Source organism: Streptomyces sp. JK94 (assembly GCF_053613315.1).
This window is the reverse complement of sequence record NZ_JBSICH010000054.1, coordinates 16492-37687: the sequence shown is the minus strand read 5'-3', so window position 1 is coordinate 37687 and position 21196 is coordinate 16492. Positions and strand designations below refer to the sequence as shown.

At 76.7% G+C, this 21196-nt stretch carries 2 protein-coding genes (1 of these 2 cut by a window edge); both read right to left on the bottom strand.

Annotated features, from left to right (window positions below; genetic code table 11):
- Positions 1 to 4494: type I polyketide synthase (locus ACVV2G_RS32140; RefSeq protein ID WP_453846320.1), on the bottom strand; the 4494-nt coding region annotated here is incomplete at its 3' end.
- A 10-nt stretch (positions 4495 to 4504) separates the two neighbouring features.
- Positions 4505 to 21196, bottom strand: the 3' portion of a protein-coding gene (locus ACVV2G_RS32135; RefSeq protein ID WP_453846319.1) for a type I polyketide synthase. 12138 nt of this gene lie beyond the right edge of the window; only the last 16692 of its 28830 coding nucleotides appear in the window; its start codon lies off the right edge, out of view; it ends in the stop codon at positions 4505 to 4507.

Below are 21196 nucleotides of genomic sequence, written 5' to 3'. Positions count from 1 at the left end.
CTCGTCGCTCCAGCCCTCGGGGACGCGGGCGAGGAACCGTTCGTCGATCAGCGCCTCGGTGGCGAGGCCGCCGGGCACCATGCCCATCACCCGGTCACCGACCGCGAGGCCGGTCACCTCGGGTCCCACGGCCGTCACGACCCCCGTCGCCTCCGAACCGAGGAGTCCGGCCTCACCCGGGTACATGCCGAGCGCGTTCAGCACGTCACGGAAGTTCAGGCCCGCGGCCCGCACTTCCAGCCGGACCTGCCGGCCCTCCGGCGCCTCCAGCACCTCGGGCGCGGGGACGAGGGCGAGGCCGTCGATGCGGCCGGGAGTGGTGCTGTCCAGGCGCCAGGGCAGCCCGGGGACGGGCAGCAGGCCCGCGCCGGTGGCGAGCCGGGCGAGGCGGGGTACCAGGACGGTGTCGTCGCGTACGGCGAACTGGGTGTCGCCGTCCGCCAGCAGGGCGGGGAGCCGCGCCAGGACGGCGTCGGAGGGGGCGCCGGTTGCGGCGTCCAGGTCGAGCAGGGCGAAGCGGCCGGGGTTCTCCGCCTCGGCGCCGCGGACCAGGCCGTGCGCGGCGGCGGCGGCCAGGTCCCGTACCGTGCCGTCGCTCCCGGCGGCGACGGCGCCGCGGGTGACGAACACCAGACGTCCGCTGCCGGAGGTGTCCAGGTCCAGCCACTGCCGGATCAGGTCGAGGGCGCGGGCGGTGAGGGCGTGGGCCGCGGCGGGGGTGTCGCCGTCCGGTACGTCCCCGTCGGGGGCCTCCAGCGGGACGAGCACCAGGTCGGGGGCCGGGGCGAGGGCGGCGGCGTCGGCGAGGGCGGTCACCGGGGCGGGCCAGGAGGCGTCGGTGCCGAGTGTGACCGGGCGTACGGCGGTGGTGGCGGTGTCGTCGGGGACGGGCAGCCACTCCAGGCGGAGCAGCCCGTCCTGATCGCCGCGGTGCAGGGCCGGGGCGTGCAGCGCCGAGGGGGCGCGCAGGCTCAGTGACTCGGCGGAGAGCACCGGGGCGCCCTCGACGTCGACGGCGGCGATGGACACCGTGTCCTCGCCGGTACGGGCGACGCGGACCCGGACGACGGAGGCGCCGCCCGCGTGCAGGGAGACTCCGGACCAGGAGAACGGTACGAGCTTCTTGCCGTCGCCGAGGCCGGCGAAGCCGACGGACTGGACGGCGGCGTCGAGCAGGGCGGGGTGCATGCCGTAGTACTCGGCGTCGTCGACCTGCGCGGGCAGCGCGACCTCGACGAAGGCCTCGTCGGCGCGGGTCCACACCGCCCGCAGGCCCTGGAACACCGGCCCGTACTCGGTGCGCTCGTAGAAGCCTTCCAGGTCGGCGGCGACGGCTCCGCGGGGCGGCCACACGCCGGCGTCGAAGCCCGCGGTGCGCTCGCCCTCGCCGAGGAGGCCGGAGGCGTGTTCGGTCCAGCGCTGTTCGGGGTCGTCGGCGGTCTGGGAGTAGACGGTGACCGGGCGGGTCCCGTTCTCGTCGGGTGCGCCGACCCAGACCTGGACGACGGCGGCGGAGTTCTCGGTGAGGACGAGGGGTTTGGCGAGGGTGAGTTCGTCGACGCGGTCGCAGCCGACCTGGTCGCCGGCGCGGACGGCGAGTTCCAGGAAGCCGGTGGCGGGGAAGGCCGCCATGCCGCCGACGGTGTGGTCCATCAGCCAGGGGTGGGTCTGGGCGGAGAGGCGTCCGGTGAACAGGACGCCGTCCGTTCCGGCCAGGGAGACGGCGGCGCCGAGCAGCGGGTGTTCGGCGGAGACCAGGCCCGCGGCGCTGACGTCGCCGGCGGCGGCCATGAGCACCGGCCAGTACCGCTCGTGCTGCCAGGCGTAGGTGGGCAGGTCGGTACGGCGGGCCCCGGTACCGTCGAAGCAGGCGGTCCAGTCGACGTCGACGCCGGCCGTGTGCAGCCGGGCCAGTGCGGTGAGCAGGCAGCGTTCCTCGGCCCGGTCCTTGCGCAGCGCCGCCACGGCCACCGCTTCGGGGCGGGTGTCGAGGCTCTGCTGGGCGAGGGCGGTGAGGACGCCGTCGGGTCCGAGTTCCACGTAGGCGTCGGCACCGGCGTCGGCGAGGGCGCGCACGCCGTCGGCGAAGCGGACGGTGCCCCGGACGTGGTCCACCCAGTACTCGGGCGAGGTGAGCAGGCGCTCGTCGGCGAGGGCGCCGGTGACGTTGGAGACGACCGGGAGGAGCGGCTCGTGGTAGGTGAGGCTCTCGGCGACGCGGCGGAACTCCGCGAGCATCGGCTCCATCAGCGGCGAGTGGAAGGCGTGGCTGACCGACAGCCGCTGGACCTTGCGGCCCTCGGCGGCGAACGCGGCGGCCAGCGCGAGGACCTCGCCCTCCTCACCGGACAGGACGACGGAATCCGGGCCGTTGACCGCGGCCAGGGCGACACCCTCCGTCAGCCGCGGCACCACCTCGGCCTCGGTCGCCCCCACCGCGACCATCGCACCGCCCGCGGGCAGCTCCTGCATCAACCGCGCCCGAGCCGCCACCAACGCGCACGCGTCCTCCAGCGAGAACACCCCCGCCACATGCGCCGCCGCGATCTCACCGATCGAATGACCCGCGACGAACTCGGGAGTGACACCCCACGACTCCACCAGCCGGAACAACGCCACCTCGAAGGCGAACAGCGCGGGCTGCGTGTAACCGGTGGTGTCCAGGAGGGCCGCCTCGGGGGTGCGGCGCCGGGCGAACAGGACGTCGCGCAGCGGCCGGTCCAGGTGCGGGTCGAGCAGGGCGCACGTCTCGTCGAGGACCGCGGCGAACACCGGGAAGCGGGCGTACAGTTCGCGTCCCATGCCGGGGCGCTGGGAGCCCTGGCCGGAGAACAGCACGGCGAGGGAGCGTTCGGTGGCGTGGCCCCGGGCCGCCTCGGTGGTGGCGCCGTCGACGCCGGTGAGCAGGACGGCGCGGTGCTCGAAGGTGGAGCGCCCGGTGGCCAGGGAGTGGCCGATGTCGAGGGGGGTGGCGCCGGTGAGGGCGGTGAGGCGGGCGATCTGGTCGTCGAGGGCGGCCTCGGTGCGTGCCGAAACCGGCCAGGGCACGACGGCCGGGACGAGCGCGGGCTCGGGCCCGGACGCGGCGGAGGGCTCCTCGGCGGCCGGTTCGGCCTGTTCCAGGACGACGTGGGCGTTGGTGCCGCTGATGCCGAAGGAGGAGACGCCGGCGCGGCGCGGCCGGCCGGTCTCGGGCCAGTCGGTGCGGTCGGTGAGCAGGCGCACGGAGCCGGAGGACCAGTCGACGTGCCGGGAAGGCTGGTCGGCGTGCAGGGTCTTCGGCAGCACCCCGTGGCGCATGGCCATGACCATCTTGATGACGCCGGCGACACCGGCGGCGGCCTGGGCGTGGCCGATGTTCGACTTGACGGAGCCGAGCAGCAGCGGTCGTTCGGGGTCGCGGTCCTGGCCGTAGGCGGCGAGCACGGCCTGGGCCTCGATGGGGTCGCCGAGCGGGGTGCCGGTGCCGTGCGCCTCGACGGCGTCCACGTCGGCGGGGGTGAGGGCGGCGCTGTCCAGGGCCTGGCGGATGACGCGCTGCTGCGCGGGTCCGTTGGGGGCGGTGAAGCCGTTGGAGGCCCCGTCCTGGTTGACGGCGGAGCCGCGGATCACGGCGAGGACGGGGTGGCCGTTGCGGCGGGCGTCGGACAGTTTCTCCAGCAGGAGCACGCCCACGCCCTCGGACCAGCCGGTGCCGTCGGCGTCGTCGGAGAAGGCCTTGCAGCGGCCGTCGCCGGCCAGGCCGCCCTGGCGGCTGAACTCCATGAGCGAGCCGGGGGCGGACATGACGTTGACGCCGCCGGCCAGGGCGAGGGTGCACTCGCCCGCGCGCAGGGCGTGGGTGGCGGCGTGCAGGGCGACGAGCGAGGAGGAACAGGCGGTGTCGACGGTGACCGCGGGCCCTTCCAGGCCCAGGGTGTACGACAGCCGTCCCGAGGTGGCGCTGGCGGCGATGCCGGTGCCGATGTCGCCGGTGGCGTCGCTCAGGGAGCGGATCAGCAGGTAGGCGTAGTCCTGGCCGTTGGTGCCGACGAAGACCCCGGTGGGGGTGGAGCGCAGCCGCCGGGGGTCGATGCCGGCCCGTTCGATCGCCTCCCAGGAGGTCTCCAGCAGGAGCCGCTGCTGCGGGTCCATGGAGACGGCCTCGCGCGGGGAGACGCCGAAGAAGCCGGCGTCGAAGTCGGCAACCCCGTCGAGGAAGCCGCCCTGCTGGCTGACGGAGTGGCCGCGGGCGTCGACCCCGGCGTCCCGCAGGGCGTCCAGGTCCCAGCCGCGGTCGGTGGGGAAGCCGGAGACGGCGTCGGTGCCGGAGGACACGAGGTCCCACAGGTCCTCGGGCGAGTTGACTCCCCCGGGGTAGCGGCAGCTCATCGCGACGACGGCGACGGGTTCCGAGGCCGCGGCGGCGAGTTCGCGGTTCTGCCGCCTGAGGCGCTCGGTCTCCTTGAGCGAGGCCCGGAGAGCTTCGACTACTTTTTCGCTGGGCGTGGTCATGATGGCTCCGTCAGTCCCGCTCTTCGTCAGGGTTGCCGTTGAGTGCCGCCTGCACCAGGTCGTCGATCTCCATGGCGTCGATCGACACGTCGTAGGTGTCGTCGTCCACGGCCGCGGTGTCCTGGTCGGTGCCGGGCGCGGCCGGGGTCTGTCCGGCGATGTCCAGCAGCCGGTCCAGGAGACCGCTCTCGCGCAGCCGGTCCAGGGGAAGGGCGGCGAGGGCGGCGCGCACGGCGCGTTCGTCGTCGCCCGTGCCGGCGGCACCCGAGGTGCCGCCGGGCAGGAGCTGCTCGAGGATGTGCCCGGCGAGGGCGGCGGGGGTGGGGTGGTCGAACACGAGGGTGGCGGACAGGGTCAGTCCGGTGGCGGCGTTGAGCTGGTTGCGCAGCTCGACGGCGCCGAGGGAGTCGAATCCGAGGTCGCGGAAGGCCCGGTCGGGACCGACCTGGTCGGTGCCGGGGTGGCCGAGGACGTCGGCGGCGCGTTCGCGCACCAGGGTCAGCACGGTGGTGGCGCGGCGGCCCTCGGGGAGCCGGGCCAGCCGCTCGCGCAGGGCGGGTCCGGACTCCCGCGTGTCGCGTCCGCCGTCCGGGGCGGCGGTCAGCGCGGCGTGGGCGGGCATCTCGGCCAGCAGGCGGCTGGGCCGGACGCCGGTGAAGGCGCGCACGAACCGGTCCGGGTCGACGTCGGCGACGACGGCCACCGGATCGGTGCCGGTGACGGCCTGGCGCAGGGCCAGGACCGCGAGGTCCGGGTCGAGCGGCCGGATGCCGGTGCGGCGGGCGAGGGCGGCGGCCCGCTCGCCGCCGGCCATGCCCTCGCCGTCCCAGGCCCCGTACGCCACCGAGGTGGCCGGAAGGCCTTCGGCCCGGCGGCGTTCGGCGAGGGCGTCGAGGACCGCGTTGGCTGCGGCGTAGGTGCCCTGGCCGGGGTTGCCGACCGCGGCGGACGCGGAGGAGAACAGGGCGAAGACCTCCGGGTCGTGGGCGCGGGTCAGCTCGTCGAGGAGCAGTGCGGAGGTGACCTTGGCGCGGAACACGGTGGCGAACCGCTCGGGGGCGAGGCCGTCCACCACGCCGTCGTCGAGGACGCCGGCGGTGTGGATGACGCCGGTGAGGGGCGCGTCCTCGGGCAGCTGCGCGAGGACGGCGGCCAGGGCGTCCCGGTCGGCGGTGTCGCAGGCGGTGATGACGGGTTCGGCGCCCAGCGCGCGCAGGTCCGCGGCGAGTTCGGCGGCGCCGGGGGCCTCGGGTCCGCTGCGGCTGAGCAGGAGCAGGCGGCGGGCCCCGGCTCCGGCGAGCCGGCGGGCGGTGCGGGCGCCGAGGGCGCCGGTGCCGCCGGTGATCAGGACGGTGCCGGTGGGCTGCCAGTCCCGGGGGGTCTCGGGGCGTACGGCGGCGAGGCGGCGGCCGAAGACCGCGCCGGGCCGGACGGCGAGCTGGTCCTCGCCCTCGGGGTCGGCGAGGACGGCGGCGAGCCGTTCGGCGGTGCGCCCGTCGAGGGTGACGGGCAGGTCGACGGTGCCGCCCCAGCGCTGGGGGTGTTCGAGGGCCGCGACCCGGCCGAGTCCGTGGACGGCGGCCTGGAGCGGTGCGGCCACGGTCTCGGCGGGCGAGACGGCGGTGGCGCCGCGGGTGAGGCACCACAGCGGGGCGTCGGTGCGGGCGTCGCCGAGGGCCTGGACCAGGGTCGCCGTCAGGGCGGCGCCGAGGGGGGTGCCGTCGGCGGCGAGGCCCGTGCCCGCGCCGTCCGCGCCGGGGGTGTCGCCGGCGAGGGCGAGCAGGGAGACCACGCCCGTGAACGGGCCCGAGGCGTCCAGGTGGTGGCGGATCGCGGCGGCGAGGCGGGCGCGGTCGTGGTCCGCCACCTCGATCGTCACGGCGCCGGGGCCGAGGATCCGCAGGATCTGCGCGGTCCACGGCTCCTCGGTGTGCCCCGCGGGCACCGCGGCGAGCCAGGTTCCGGTGGGTGTGCCGGCGGTGGTCCGGTTCAGGGGCCGCCAGGCGATGCGCTGGCGCCAGCCGTCCACGGTGGCCTGGTCGCCGTGCCTGCGGCGCCAGTCGCGCAGGGCGGGAAGGACGCGGGAGAGCGCGTCGCCGTCGACGCCCAGCTCGCCGGCGAGGGAGTCGAACTCCTGGTCCTGGACGGCGGCCCAGAAGGCCTCGTCCCCGGTGCCGGCGGCGTCCCGCGCGGCTCCGGCCGCGGCCGGAGCCGCGTCGGCCCAGAACCGCTGCCGGCGGAACGGGTAGGTCGGCAGGTCCACGCGGCGGGCACCGGTGCCGTCCAGGAGCGCCGCCCAGTCGACGGGTTGGCCGGCGGCGTGCAGCCGGGCCACCGCCGTGATCAGGGAGCGTTCCTCGTCGCGTCCGGTGCGCAGCGCCGGGACAACCGCCGGAGCGGGACGGTTCTCGTCGGCCAGGGTGCCGAGGGTGTCCTGGGCGAGGGAGCACAGGACGCCGTCGGGGCCGAGTTCCAGGTAGCGGGTGGTGCCGCGGGCGGCGAGGGTGCGGACACCGTCGCCGAAGCGGACCGCGCGGCGCACGTGCTCGACCCAGTACCCGGGGTCGCACACCTGCTCGTCGGTGGCCGGTTCCCCGGTGAGGTTCGACACCAGGGGCAGCTTCGGCGGGGTGTACGACACGCTACGGGTGACCCGTTCGAAGTCCTGCAGCATGGCGTCCATGTGCAGTGAGTGAAATGCATGGCTGACCCGCAAACGCCTAGTCTTCCGGCCGAGTGCGGCGAACTCGTCGGCGAGCGCGGTCACCGCGTCCTCGTCGCCGGAGACCACCACGGCCTCCGGGCCGTTGACGGCGGCCAGGGAGAGCCGGCCGGTGAGCCGCGGGGCGACCTCGTCCTCGGTGGCGCGGACGGCCAGCATGGCGCCGCCGGCCGGGAGAGCCTGCATCAGGCGGGCGCGGGCGGCGACGACCCGGCAGGCGTCCTGGAGGGAGAACACCCCGGCGACGTGCGCGGCGGCGATCTCCCCGACCGAGTGGCCGGCCAGCAGGTCGGGCCGCACGCCCCAGGACTCGCAGAGCCGGTGCAGGGCCACTCCGAGGGCGAACAGGGCGGGCTGGGTCCAGCCGGTGCTGTCCAGGAGGTCCGCCTCGGCGGTGCCCTCCTCGGCGAACATCACCTCGCGCAGCGGGCGGTCGAGTTCCTGGTCGAAGTGGGCCAGGACCTCGTCGAGGGCCGCCGCGAACACCGGGAAGCGGGCGTACAGGACGCGGCCCGCGCCGGCGCGCTGGGAGCCCTGGCCGGGGAAGAGGAACGCGGTCCGGCCGCCGGGGGCCGCACGGCCGCGCAGCACCGCGCGGTCGTCGCGGCCTTCGGCCAGGGCGGTGAGCGCGTCCAGCAGCTCGTCGCGTCCGGCGACGGCGAGCACCGCGCGGTGTTCGAACGCCGAGCGGGTGGTGCCCAGGGAGAGGGCCAGGTCGGCCGGGCCGGGCAGGTCCGCGGGGCCGGCGGCGAGCAGCCGGTCGCGGAGCCGTGCGGCCTGATCGGGCAGGGCGTCGGCGGTGGCCGCGGACAGCGGCACGGGCAGGGGCCGTTCGGTGGCGGGGCCGGTGGCCCCGGCCCGGTCGCGCGGTGCGGGGGCCTGTTCCAGGATGACGTGGGCGTTGGTGCCGCTGGCGCCGAAGGCGGACACGGCGGCGCGACGCGGGCGTCCGGTCTCGGGCCAGTCGGTGGCCTCGGTCAGCAGCCGTACCGCGTCCGGGTCCCAGGCGACGTGGCTGGAGGGCCGGTCGACGTGGAGGGTGCGGGGGAGGGTGCCGTGCCGCATGGCCAGGACCATCTTGATGACGCCGGCGACACCGGCGGCGGCCTGGGCGTGGCCGATGTTCGACTTGACGGAACCGAGCAGCAGCGGGCGCTGCGGGTCGCGCTCGCGGCCGTACGTCGCGAGCAGTGCCTGGGCCTCGATGGGGTCGCCCAGGGCGGTGCCGGTGCCGTGCGCCTCCACCGCGTCGACCTCGCGGGCGGTGAGGCCCGCGGCGGCCAGCGCCTTGCGGATGACGCGCTGCTGGGAGGGGCCGTTGGGGGCGGTCAGGCCGTTGGACGCGCCGTCCTGGTTGACGGCCGAACCGCGCAGGACCGCGAGGACCTCGTGGCCGCGACGGCGCGCCTCGGACAGGCGCTCCACGACGAGCATGCCCACGCCCTCGGCCCAGGCGGTGCCGTCGGCGGCGTCGGAGAAGGGCTTGCAGCGGCCGTCCGGGGAGAGTGCCCCCATCTCGCCGAACTCGACGAAGCCGACCGGTGTCGACATCACCGTGACGCCGCCGGCCAGCGCGAGCGCGCACTCGCCGGCGCGGATCGCCTGGGCGGCGAGGTGCAGGGCCGTCAGGGAGGACGAGCAGGCGGTGTCGACGCTGACCGAGGGTCCTTCGAGGCCCAGGGTGTAGGAGAGCCGGCCGGAGAGCAGGCTCGCCGACTGGGCGGTCTCCACGTGCCCGGTCTGGCCGATCGCGGGACGGTAGTCGCCGCTGCCGCCGCCGACGAAGACGCCGGTGTCGCCGCCGCGCAGTGTGGCGGGGTCGATGCCGGCCCGCTCCAGGGCCTCCCAGGCGGCCTGGAGGACGATCCGCTGCTGCGGGTCGATGACCAGGGCCTCGCGCGGGGAGATCCCGAAGAAGGCGGGGTCGAAGTCGGCGACGTCGTGGAGGAATCCGCCCTCACGGCTGACGCTGCGGCCGCGGCCGTCCCGGTCCCCGTGCAGGAGCCGTTCGAGGTCCCAGCCGCGGTCGGTGGGGAAGCCGCCGATGACGTCGGTCCCGGCGCCGAGCAGTTCCCACAGGTCCTCGGGCGAGCGGACGTCGCCGGGGTAGCGGCAGCTCATGCCCACGATGACGATCGGGTCGTCACCGTCGTCGGTGGCGGAGCGGGGCGCGGACGCGTCGGGGGTGGTGCCCTCGTCCCCGTGGCCGCCGAGGAGTTCGCCGAGGAGGTGCGCGGCCAGGGCGGCGGGCGTCGGGTAGTCGAAGACCAGCGTCGCGGGCAGGGTGAGGCCGGTGGCCGAGGCGAGCCGGTTGCGCAGGTCGACGGCGGTCAGCGAGTCGAAGCCCAGGTCCTTGAAGGCGCTGGTGGCCGGTACGGCGCCCGCGTCGGCGTGGCCGAGCACCGGGGCGACCTCGGCGAGCACGAGGTCCAGCAGGCCGCGTTCGCGGCCCGCCCGGTCCAGGGGGCGCAGCCGGTTCCGCAGGTCCGCGGCGGTGCCCGCGTCGCCGCCGTCGCCGTCCGCGGCGCGCAGGGCCTCGCGGGCCTCCGGCAGCGCGTTGAAGAGCCGGCTCGGACGGGTGCGGGTGAACGCCGGCGCGAACCGGTCCCACACCACGTCCGCGACGGTCGCGGAGGCGGGGGCCGCCGGTTCGCCGGCGGCCTCGCCGACCAGCGCGGCGAGGGCGGCGAGGGCGCGTCCCGGCTCCATGGCGGGCAGTCCGTTGGCGCGCAGGTGGGCGGCGAGCCCGTCGGGTCCGGCGCCCTGCCAGGCGGCCCAGGCGACGGAGAGGGCGTTGACGCCGTCCGCGCGGTGCCGCTGGACCAGGGCGTCCAGGAAGGCGCCCGCGGCGGCGCCCGGGCCCTGTCCGGTGACGCCCCAGACGGCGGAGATGGAGTTGAAGACGACGAACGCGTCCAGGGTCCGCTCCCCCACGGCGGCCGTCAGCGCGTCGTGGGCGGCGTGCACGGCGGTCGTCGAGGGCTCGTCCATGGTGCCGGTGTCGCCGGTGTGGACGACGGCGGTGAGCGGACGGTCGGCCGGCAGGCCGGCGACGGCCCGGGCGAGCGGGCCCGCGTCGGCCGGGTCGGGGTGGTGGACCGCGGTGAGGACGGCGCCCGCGGCCTCGACCTCGGCGCGCAGCGCGGCGAGGGCCTCGCCGGCCGGGTCGGTGGGACCGGCCAGGAGCACCCCGGCGGCGCCGTGGGCGGCGAGCCAGCGGGTCACGTGGCCGCCGAAGCCCTCCGGGCCGCCGGTGACCAGGACGGTGCCGGCGGGGCGCCAGACGGCGTCGGGCTGCTGGAGGGCGGCCCGGGTCAGCCGCCGGCCGAAGGCGCCGGAGGCGCGCAGCGCCACCTGGTCCTCGGCGGGGCCGTCCACCCTGGTGGAGGCCAGCACGGCGCGCAGGCGGTCGGCGGTCCGGGCGTCGGCGTCGTGGTCCACGTCGACGAGTCCGCCCCAGCGCTCCGGCTCCTCCAGGGCCAGGACGCGGCCGAGCCCCCAGAGAGCGGCCTGTCCGGGGTCGGCCGCCCGGTCGGTGCGGCCCGTGCGGACCGCGCCACGGGTGACGCACCACAGGGGGGCGTCGATCCCGGCCGCGCCCAGGAGGCGCAGCAGGACGTCGGGCCGGCCGGGAGTGTCGGCGGCTTCCCCGGAGACGGCGGCGGGGCCGGCGTCTTCCCCGGAGGCGATGGGGCCGGCGGGGACGGCGGCGAGCAGGGAGAGGACACCGGTGTACGCGGTGCCGTCGGCCGCCGCGCCGAGGAGGGCCGCGGCGGTCCCGTCCGCGGCCGGGACGACGAGGCGTACCGCGTCCTCGCCGAGCGCCCCGGCCAGGGTTTCGGCCCACGGGTCGCCGTCGAGCGCGGCCGGGGTCAGCACCAGCCACCGCCCGGTGGCGGAGCCGGCGGGGACGGCGGTGGTGAGAGGCTGCCAGGTCACCCGGTAGCGCCAGCCGTCCACCAGGGCACGTTCGGACCGGTCGCGGCGCCAGGTGGACAGAGCGGGCAGCACGCCGGAGAGGACCGTGTCGTCCAGGCCGAGGGTGGCGGACAGGGACTCCAGGTCCTCCCGTTCCACCGCCGCCCAGAACGCGGCGTCCACCGGGTCCTGCCCGGCGTCGGCGCCGGTGGCCGGGGCGGGCTCGGGCCAGTAGTGCTCGTGCTGCCAGGCGTAGGTGGGCAGGTCGGTGCGGCGGGCACCGGTGCCGTGGAACCAGGCGGCCCAGTCGATGCCGACACCCGCCGTGTGCAGCCGGGCGAGCGCGCTGAGCAGGGCGTGCTCCTCGTCGCGGTCCTTGCGGAGCGCGGCTGCGACCGGGCTGCCGGCCGCACCGCCGCCGGCGTCGGCGCCCGCGTCGTCGAGCACCCGGGCGGCCATGCCGGTCAGCACGCCGTCGGGGCCGATCTCCAGGAAGGCGTCGGCGCCCGCCGTGGCGAGGGCGCGCACTCCGTCGGCGAAGCGGACGGTGCCCCGGACGTGGTCCACCCAGTACTCGGGCGAGGTGAGCTGCCCGGGGCCGGCGATCCCGCCGGTGACGTTCGAGACGACCGGGACGCGGGGTTCGGCGTACTCCAGGGTCTCGGCGATACGGCGGAACTCCGCGAGCATCGGCTCCATCAGCGGCGAGTGGAAGGCGTGGCTGACCGACAGCCGCTGGACCTTGCGGCCCTCGGCGGCGAACGCGGCGGCCAGCGCGAGGACCTCGCCCTCCTCACCGGACAGGACGACGGAGTCCGGGCCGTTGACCGCCGCGACGGACAGGCCGTCGGTGAGCCGGGCCGCGACCTCGGCCTCGGTGGCCTGTACGGCGGTCATCGCACCACCCGTCGGTAGTTCCTGCATCAGCCGGGCCCGAGCCGCCACCAGCGTGCAGGCGTCCTCCAGCGAGAACACCCCCGCCACATGCGCCGCCGCGATCTCACCCACGGAGTGACCTGCGACGAACTCGGGAGTGACACCCCACGACTCCACCAGCCGGAACAACGCCACCTCGAAGGCGAACAGCGCGGGCTGCGTGTAGCCGGTGGTGTCCAGGAGCGCGGCCTCCTCCGTACCCTCGGGTGCGAACAGCACCTCGCGCAGCGGACGTTCGAGATCGGCGTCGAGCCGGGCCGCCACCGCGTCCAGCGCCTCGGCGAACACCGGGAACCGCGCGTACAGCTCACGCCCCGCCCCCGCCCGCTGCGAGCCCTGACCGGAGAAGAGGACGGCGAGCCTGCGCTCGGTGGCGTGGCTGCGGACGGTCTCCACGGGCTCGCCCGCGGGGGTCACCAGCAGGGCCGCGCGGTGCGCGAAGGCGGAACGACCGACGGCCAGGCTGTACGCGGTGTCGAGCGCCGGGACCTCGGGCCGCGCCTGTGTGAAGGAGGTCAGCCGCGCCCGCTGGGCGGACAGGGCCGCCTCGGAGCGGGCGGAGAGCAGCCACGGTACGACGGCCGGGACGGCCTCCGGCTCCGCCGGAGGCTCCGGCTCGGTGGCCGGGGCGGGCTGCTCCAGGATCACGTGGGCGTTGGTGCCGCTCACCCCGAAGGCGGAGACCCCTGCGCGGCGCGGGCGGCCCGTCTCGGGCCAGGCCCGGTGCTCGCGCAGGAGCTCCACCGTGCCGCCGGACCAGTCGACGTGCGAGGACGGGGCGTCCACGTGCAGGGTGCGCGGGAGTTCCCCGCGGCCCAGGGCGAGGACCGTCTTGATGACGCCGGCGGCACCGGCGGCGGCCTGGGTGTGGCCCAGGTTGGACTTGACCGTGCCGAGCAGCAGCGGTTGCCCGGGGTCGCGCGCCTCGCCGTAGGCGGCGATCAGGGCGTGCGCCTCGATCGGGTCGCCGAGGGTGGTGCCGGTGCCGTGCGCCTCGACGGCGTCCACGTCGGCCGGGGTGAGGCGGGCGTCGGTCAGTGCTTGGCGGATGACGCGCTGCTGGGCACGGCCGTTGGGGGCGGTCAGGCCGTTGGACGCGCCGTCCTGGTTGACGGCCGAACCGCGCAGGACGGCGAGGACCGGGTGGCCGTTGCGGCGGGCGTCGGACAGGCGCTCCAGGACCAGGACGCCGGCGCCCTCGGACCAGGCGGTGCCGTCGGCGGCGTCGGCGAACGCCTTGCAGCGGCCGTCCGAGGCGAGGCCGCCCTGCGCGGTGAACTCCACGAAGGCGTCGGGGCTGGACATCACCGAGACGCCGCCCGCGAGGACCAGGGAGCACTCGCCGGAGCGCAGCGCGCCCGCCCCCATGTGCAGGGCGACCAGGGCGGAGGAGCAGGCGGTGTCGACGGTGACCGCCGGGCCCTCCAGGCCGAGCGTGTAGGACAGGCGGCCGGACATCACGCTGGCGGTGGTGCCGGTGGCGGCGTGGCCCTGCACGTCGGTGGTGCCGCGGCGCAGCATGGTGGCGTAGTCCTGGCCGTTGGTGCCCACGAAGACGCCGGTGGCGCTGGACCGCAGGCTCTGCGGGTCGACGCCGGCCCGCTCCAGGGCCTCCCAGGCGGTTTCGAGCAGCAGCCGCTGCTGCGGGTCCATCGCCAGGGCCTCGCGCGGGGAGATGCCGAAGAAGGGGGCGTCGAAGAGTCCGGCGCCGTTGAGGAAGCCGCCCTCCAGGGTGGCGGAGCCGCCCCGGGCGAGGGCCTCCAGGTCCCAGCCGCGGTCGGTGGGGAAGCCGGAGACCGCGTCGCGGCCGTCGGCCAGCAGGCGCCACAGGTCCTCGGGGGACTCGATGCCGCCGGGGAAGCGGCAGCCCATGCCGACGACGACCACCGGGTCGTCGTCCGCGGGCCGTTCCGCTCCCGCGCCGGTGCCGTGGCCCGGGACGGGCTCGGGCAGGTCGTCCAGGACTTCGGCGAGGAGGTGGGCGGCCAGGTCGCGGGCGGTCGGATGGTCGTAGACGAGAGTGGCGGGCAGCCGCAGGCCGGTGGTGGCGGTCAGGACGTTGCGCAGTTCGACGGTGGTGAGCGAGTCGAAGCCGAGGTCGGTGAAGGCCCGGTCGGGTTCGACGGCGGCCGGGTCGGGGTGGCCGAGTACGGCGGCGACCTGGGCGCGCAGGAAGTCGAGCACATGGCGCTCGCGGGCCGCGCCGGTCAGGGCGGCGACCTGGCGGCGCAGGGCCGGCTCGGTGTCCGCGGGGGCACCGTGCGCGCCGCCGGCGGCGCGGAGTTCGGGCAGGTCGCCGACGAGGGCCCGGTGGGGGGCGAACACGGCTGCGTACCGCTGCCAGTCGACGTCGGCGACGAGGAGGGTGGTGTCGCCGTGCCCGACCGCGGTGTCGAGGGCGGCGAGGGCGTCCTCGGGGCGCATCGGGGTGAAGCCGCCGCGGCGGACCCGGTCCCCGACGCCCGTGCCGTCGCCGGCCATGCCGGTGCCGGACCAGGGGCCCCAGGCCACGGAGGTGGCGGGCAGGCCCTGGTCGCGCCGGTGCTCGGCCAGGGCGTCCAGGTAGGCGTTGGCCGCCGCGTAGTTGGCCTGCCCGGCGGCGCCGAGGACGCCCGCGGTCGAGGAGAACAGCACGAAGTCGGTGAGGCCGAGGTCGCGGGTCAGCTCGTGCAGGTGGGCGGCGGACCGGGCCTTGGCGTCGAGGACGGTGGCGAACCGCTCGGGGGTGAGGGTGTCGAGCAGGCCGTCGTCGAGGACGCCCGCGGCGTGCACGACGGCGGTGAGCGGGTGCTCCTCCGGTACGGCGGACAGGGTCGCGGCGAGCGCGGCGCGGTCGGCGGTGTCGCACGCGACGACCGTCACCCGGGCGCCCGTCTCGCGCAGTTCGGCGGCGAGTTCGGCGGCGCCGGGGGCGTCCGGGCCGCGCCGGCCCGCGAGCAGCAGGTGCGGGGTGCCGCGTCCGGCGAGCAGCCGGGCGACGTGGGCGCCGAGGGCGCCGGTGCCGCCGGTGATCAGGACGGTGCCCTCGGGGGCGAAGGCGCGGGGCGCCGGTCCCTGGGGGGCGGGGTGGTGGGCGAGGCGCCGCGCGTAGGTGGCGGAGGTGCGGACGGCGAGCTGGTTCTCCCCGCCGGGTGCGGCGAGGAGGTGTGCGAGGCGTCGTGCGACCCGCTCGTCGAGGTGCTCGGGCAGGTCGACCAGGGTGAGCCGGCGCTCGGGGCGCTCCAGGGCGGCGACGCGGCCGAGGCCCCAGAGGGCGGCCTGCCCGGGGTGGGCGAGGCGGTCGGCACGGCCGGTGCTGACCGCCTGCCGGGTGAGCAGCCAGACGGGGGCGGTGATACCGGCGTCGTCGAGGGCGGTGAGGGCGGCGGCGGTGGGCGCGAGCGCGGCGGTGCCGGCCGGGTCGGCGGGGGGCGCTTCGGTGGTGTTCTCCCCGGCGGCCGGGGTCAGGGCGAGCAGGCTGAGGACGCCGGTGAACCCGCCGTCGGGGAGCGGCAGTTCGCGCAGGGACGCGGTGAGCGCGGCGCGGTCGGCGGTGGCCGTGGTGGCGACCGTGACGACGGCGGTGTCCGGGCCGAGGGCCTCCAGGAGCGTGGTCGCCTCGGGGGCGGGGCCGTCGGCCGGGCGCAGGACCAGCCAGGTGCCGTCGGGCCGGCCGGTGGGGGCGCCGTCCAGCGGCTTCCACACGATCCGGTGGCGGCGGTCGTCGGCGGCGGCCCGTTCGGTGCGGCGGCGCCGCCACGAGGACAGGGCGGGCACCAGTGCGGACAGCGTCTCCTCGTCCAGGCCGAGGTCGGCGCCGAGCGCCGGCAGGTCGCCGCGCTCCACGGCGGCCCAGAAGGCGGCGTCCGCGCCGCCGTCGGCGCTTGCGTCGGGGGTGACCGGGGCGGAGGTGGTGTCGGGCCAGTAGCGGCTGCGCTGGAAGGCGTACGTCGGCAGGTCGACGCGTCGTGCGCCGGTGCCGAGCAGGGTGCCGCTCCAGTCGACGCCGGTGCCCCGCACGTACAGGGCGGCGAGGGCCGCGGTGAGGCCGGGCACTTCGTCGCGGTCGCGGCGCAGCGCGGGGACGGCGGTGACGGGTGCGGTGCCGTCCACCCGGCCGCCGTCGCCGTCGCCGTCGCCGTCGAGGATCGCGCGGGTCGCGGCGGTCAGGGTGCCGTCGGGGCCGAGTTCCAGGTAGGAGGTGGCGCCCCGGCGGTCCAGGGTGCGTACCGCGTCGGCGAACCGGACGGTGGCGCGGACCTGGCGCACCCAGTACTCCGGTGTGCACAGTTCCCCGGCGGTGGCGAGGTCGCCGGTGACGGTGGAGACCACGGGCAGCAGCGGCGCCTCGTAGGTGAGGGTGCGGGCGACGCGGGCGAAGTCGTCGAGCATGGCGTCCATGCGCGGCGAGTGGAAGGCGTGGCTGACCCGCAGGGCGCGGGTGCGGCGGCCGTCCGCGGCGAGGCGGGCGGCGACGCCGGCGACCTCTTCCTCGTCGCCCGCGATCACCACGGAGCGGGGGCCGTTGACGGCGGCGAGGCAGACCCGGTCCGCCAGGCCCGCCAGGAGGGGCAGCACCTCGTCCTCGGCGGCCTCGACGGCGACCATGGCGCCGCCGGCCGGGAGCGCGGCCATGAGGCGGCCGCGTGCGGCGACGAGGGTGCAGGCGTCCTCCAGGGAGAACACTCCGGCGACGTGGGCGGCGGCGATCTCTCCGACGGAGTGGCCCGCCACGCCGTCGGGGACGACGCCCCAGGACTCCACGAGCCGGTACAGGGCCACTTCGAGGGCGAAGAGGGCGGGCTGCGTGTAGGCGGTGTCGTGCAGGAGGGCGGCCTCCTCGGTGCCCTCCGGTGCGAAGAGGACCTCGCGCAGCGGACGGTCGAGTTCCTGGTCGAAGCGGGTCAGTACGGCGTCCAGGGCGTCGGCGAAGACGGGATGGCGCTCGTACAGCCCGCGTCCCACGGCGGCGCGCTGGCTGCCCTGCCCGGTGAAGAGGAAGGCCAGACCGCCCCGCGCCGGGGTGCCGGCGGCCAGGGAGGTGTCGGGGGTGCCGTCGCGCAGCGCGGTCAGCGCACGCTCCAGTCCGCGCCGGTCGTCGGTCAGGACGGCGGCCCGGTGTTCCAGGGCGGCACGGGTGGTGGCCAGCGAGTGGGCCACGTCCACCAGCGGCAGCTCCGGGTGGTCCGTCAGGTGGTCGAGGAGACGGGCGGCCTGCTCGCGCAGGGCGTCGGCGGTACGGGCGGACAGCACCACGGGGACGCCCGCGGGCAGCGTGTCCGGGCCGGCTGCGGCGGGCTCCGGGGCCGCGGCGGGCTCCGGCTGCCCGGGGGCCTGCTCGACGATGGTGTGGACGTTGGTGCCGGACAGGCCGAAGGAGGAGATGCCCGCCCGGTACGGGCGGCCGGTCTCGGGCCAGGGCACGGTCTCGGTGGCCAGGTCGATGGCGCCGGAGGTCCAGTCGACGTGGCGGGAGGGGGCGTCCACGTGCAGGGTGCGCGGGACGGTCCCGTGGCGCATCGCCATGACCGTCTTCATGACACCGGCGATGCCGGAGGCCATCTGGGTGTGGCCGATGTTGGACTTCACCGAACCGAGCAGCAGCGGCCGGTCGCCGGGCCGGTCCTGGCCGTAGGTGGCGAGCAGCGCCTGCGCCTCGATGGGGTCGCCGAGGGCGGTGCCGGTGCCGTGGCCCTCGACGACGTCCACCTCTCCCGGGGTGAGCCCGGCGTCGGCGAGCGCCTGACGGATGACGCGGGCCTGGGAGGGGCCGTTGGGGGCGGTCAGGCCGTTGGAGGCGCCGTCCTGGTTGACGGCGGAGCCGCGGATCACGGCGAGGACGGGGTGGCCGTTGCGGCGGGCGTCGGACAGGCGCTCGACCAGGACCAGGCCGACGCCCTCGGCCAGGCTCATGCCGTCGGCGCCCTCGGCGTAGGCCTTGCAGCGGCCGTCGGGGGCCATGGCGCGCTGGCGGCTGAAGCCGGTGAAGGCCTGCGGGGTGGCCATGACGCTGACGCCGCCGGCCAGGGCGAGGGTGGACTCGCCGTTGCGCAGCGACTGGCAGGCCAGGTGCAGTGCCACCAGGGAGGAGGAGCAGGCGGTGTCCAGGGTGACCGCCGGGCCCTCCAGGCCGAAGGTGTAGGCCAGGCGCCCGGACATCACGCTGGAGATGGTGCCGGTGATCAGGTGGCCCTCGGCGCCCTCGGAGCCGGCGCCGCCGGCCGTGTAGTCCTGGTAGCTGGCGCCGATGAAGGTGCCGGTGCGGCTGGAGCGCAGGGTCGCGGGGTCGATCCCGGCGCGTTCCATGACCTCCCAGCCGGTCTCCAGCAGGAGCCGCTGCTGCGGGTCCATGGCCAGGGCCTCGCGCGGCGAGATGCCGAAGAAGCCGGCGTCGAAGTCGGCCACGTCGTGCAGGAAGCCGCCCTGCGTGGAGTAGGTGGTGCCGGGCCGGTCGGGGTCGGGGTCGTACAGGGCGTCCGCGTCCCAGCCGCGGTCGGCGGGGAAGCCGGTGATGGCGTCGGCGCCGGCCGCGACGAGGTCCCACAGGGCCTCGGGGGAGGTGACGCCGCCGGGGAAGCGGCAGCTCATGGCGACGATGGCGATGGGTTCGTCGGCGGCGGCCGCGGTGCGGACGGGGCCGCCGGTGCCGGTGGCGGGCCCGCCGATCAGCTCGCGCAGGTGCCCGACGAGGGTGAGCGGGTCCGGGTAGTCGAACACCAGGGTGCTGGGCAGGGTGAGGCCGGTGACCGTGGCGAGCCGGTTGCGCAGGTCGACGGCGGTGAGCGAGTCGAAGCCGACGTCGCGGAAGGCGCGCCGCTCGGACAGCACCTCCGGGGAGGCGTGGCCGAGGACGGTGGCGGCCTCGGAGCGCACCAGGTCGAGCAGGAGGCGGTCCTGCTCGCCGGCGGGCAGGGCGCGCAGCCGGGCGGTGAACTCGCCGCCCCCGGCGGAACGGGCCGCGCTCTCCTCGGTGATCCTGCGGACCTCGGGCACCTCCGCGAAGAGGTCGGTGGGGCGCGAGGAGGTGAAGACCGGGTGGTAGCGGTCCCAGTCGACGTCGGCGACGGCCAGCGCGCCCTCGTCACCGTCGAGGACCTGCCGCAGGGCGGTCAGGGCCAGCTGGGGGTCCATGAACTCCAGGCCGCTGCGCCGGATCTGGCCGGGATCGACCCGGCCGAGCTTCATGTCGTCGGCCCAGATGCCCCAGGAGACCGCGGTGCCCCGGGCGCCGCGGGCGCGCCGGTGTTCGGCGAGGGCGTTGAGGTGGGCGTTGGCGGCGACGTATGCGGCGTGCCGGCCGCTGCCCCACATGCCGGCGGTGGAGGAGTACAGCACGAACGCGTCGAGCTGGTCGTCGTCGAGGAGTTCGTCCAGGTGTGCGGCGCCGGCGGTCTTGGCGTGCACGACCCTGGCGAACGCGTCGAGGCTGGTCTCCTCGATGGACTGCAGCTCGATGACGGCGGCGGTGTGGAAGACGCTGCGCACCGTGCGGCCCTCGGCGGCGAGCCGGTCCAGGAGGGCGGCGACGGCGTCGCGGTCGCGGACGTCGCAGGCGGCGACGGTCACGGCGCAGCCCCGCTCGGCGAGTTCGGCGACCAGTTCGGCGGCGCCGGCGGCGTCCGCGCCGCGGCGGCTGGTGAGCACCAGGTCGCGGGCGCCCTGGTCGGCGAGCCAGCGGGCCAGGTGCGGGCCGAGGGTGCCGGTGCCGCCGGTGACCAGGACGGTGCCGCGCGGGGTCCAGGAGCCGGTGCCCGCGGGGGCGGGGGCGGGGGTGATGCGGCGGGCGAGGACGCCGGTGGGGCGCACGGCGAGCTGGTCCTCGCCGGTGGCGCCGGCCAGCAGGGCGGCGAGCCGTTCGCCGGCCCGCCGGTCCGGTGTGTCGGGCAGGTCGACGGTGCCGCCCCAGCGCTCCGGGTGTTCCAGGGCGGCCGTCCAGGACAGGCCCTGGACCATGGCCTGGGCGGGCCGGGTGAGGCGGTCGGCGCGGCCGGTGGAGACGGCACCCCTGGTGAGGACCCACAGGGGCGCGTCGATCGCGGCGTCGCCGAGCGCCTGGACCAGGACCACGCTCAGCGCGAGGCCGGTGGTCAGCACCGGGTGGGCGGCTCCGGTGTCCTCGGCGTCGGCGAGCAGCGAGACCACGCCGGTGGGGGCCGGCCCGGCGCACAGGGCGCGCAGGCGGTCCGCGAGGGCGTCCCGATCGGTGTCGGCGGCGGTGAGCGCGAGGGGCAGCACCTGGGCGCCGTGCGTGGTCAGGGTGTCCGTGACGAAGCCGGCGTACGCCGGGTCGGTGCCGTCGGCGGTGACGAGCAGCCAGGTGCCGTCCGGGGCGGCGTCGGGCAGCGTGCCGAGCGGCTTCCAGGTGGCGCGGTAGCGCCAGGAGCCGGCGGTGGAGCGGTCGCGCCGCTCCTTGCGCCAGGTGGACAGGGCGGGCAGCAGCGGGGCGAGCGCGTCGCGGTCCAGGTGGAGCCGGGAGGCGAGGGAGTCCACGTCCTCCTGCTCGACCTCGCTCCAGAACTCGGCGTCGGCCGGGTCCCCCGCGCCGCCGCCGTGCGGGCGGCCGGCGAGGGCCCACAGGTGCTCGCGCTGGAAGGCGTACGTGGGCAGGGGTGTCGTGCGGGCGCCGGTGCCGGTGTAGACGGCGCTCCAGTCGGCGCGTCCGCCGCGGACCCACTGCTCGGCGAGGGAGGTGAGGAAGCGGGCGGTGCCGCCCTGGTCGCGGCGCAGGGTGCCGACGGCGGCGACCTGCCGGCCGGTGTCCTCGGCGGTGGCCTGGACGGCCATGGTCAGCACCGGGTGCGGGCTGATCTCGACGAAGACGGTGTGCTCGGTGTCGAGCAGGGCGCGGACGGTCTCCTCGAAGCGGACGGTCTGCCGCAGGTTGCGGTACCAGTAGGCGGCGTCCGTGCGGGCGGTGTCGAGGAGTTCGCCGGTGACGGTGGAGTGGAAGGGCAGGCGGGGGGTGCGGGGCGTCACCGGGGCGAGCACGTCGAGGAGTTCCGCCTCGATGCGTTCGACCTGCGGCGAGTGGGAGGCGTAGTCCACGGCGATCCGGCGGGCGCGCAGGCCGCGGGCGGCGAACTCGGTCTGGAGGGCGTCCAGGGCCTGGGGGGTGCCGGCCAGGACCACCGAGCGGGGCCCGTTGAC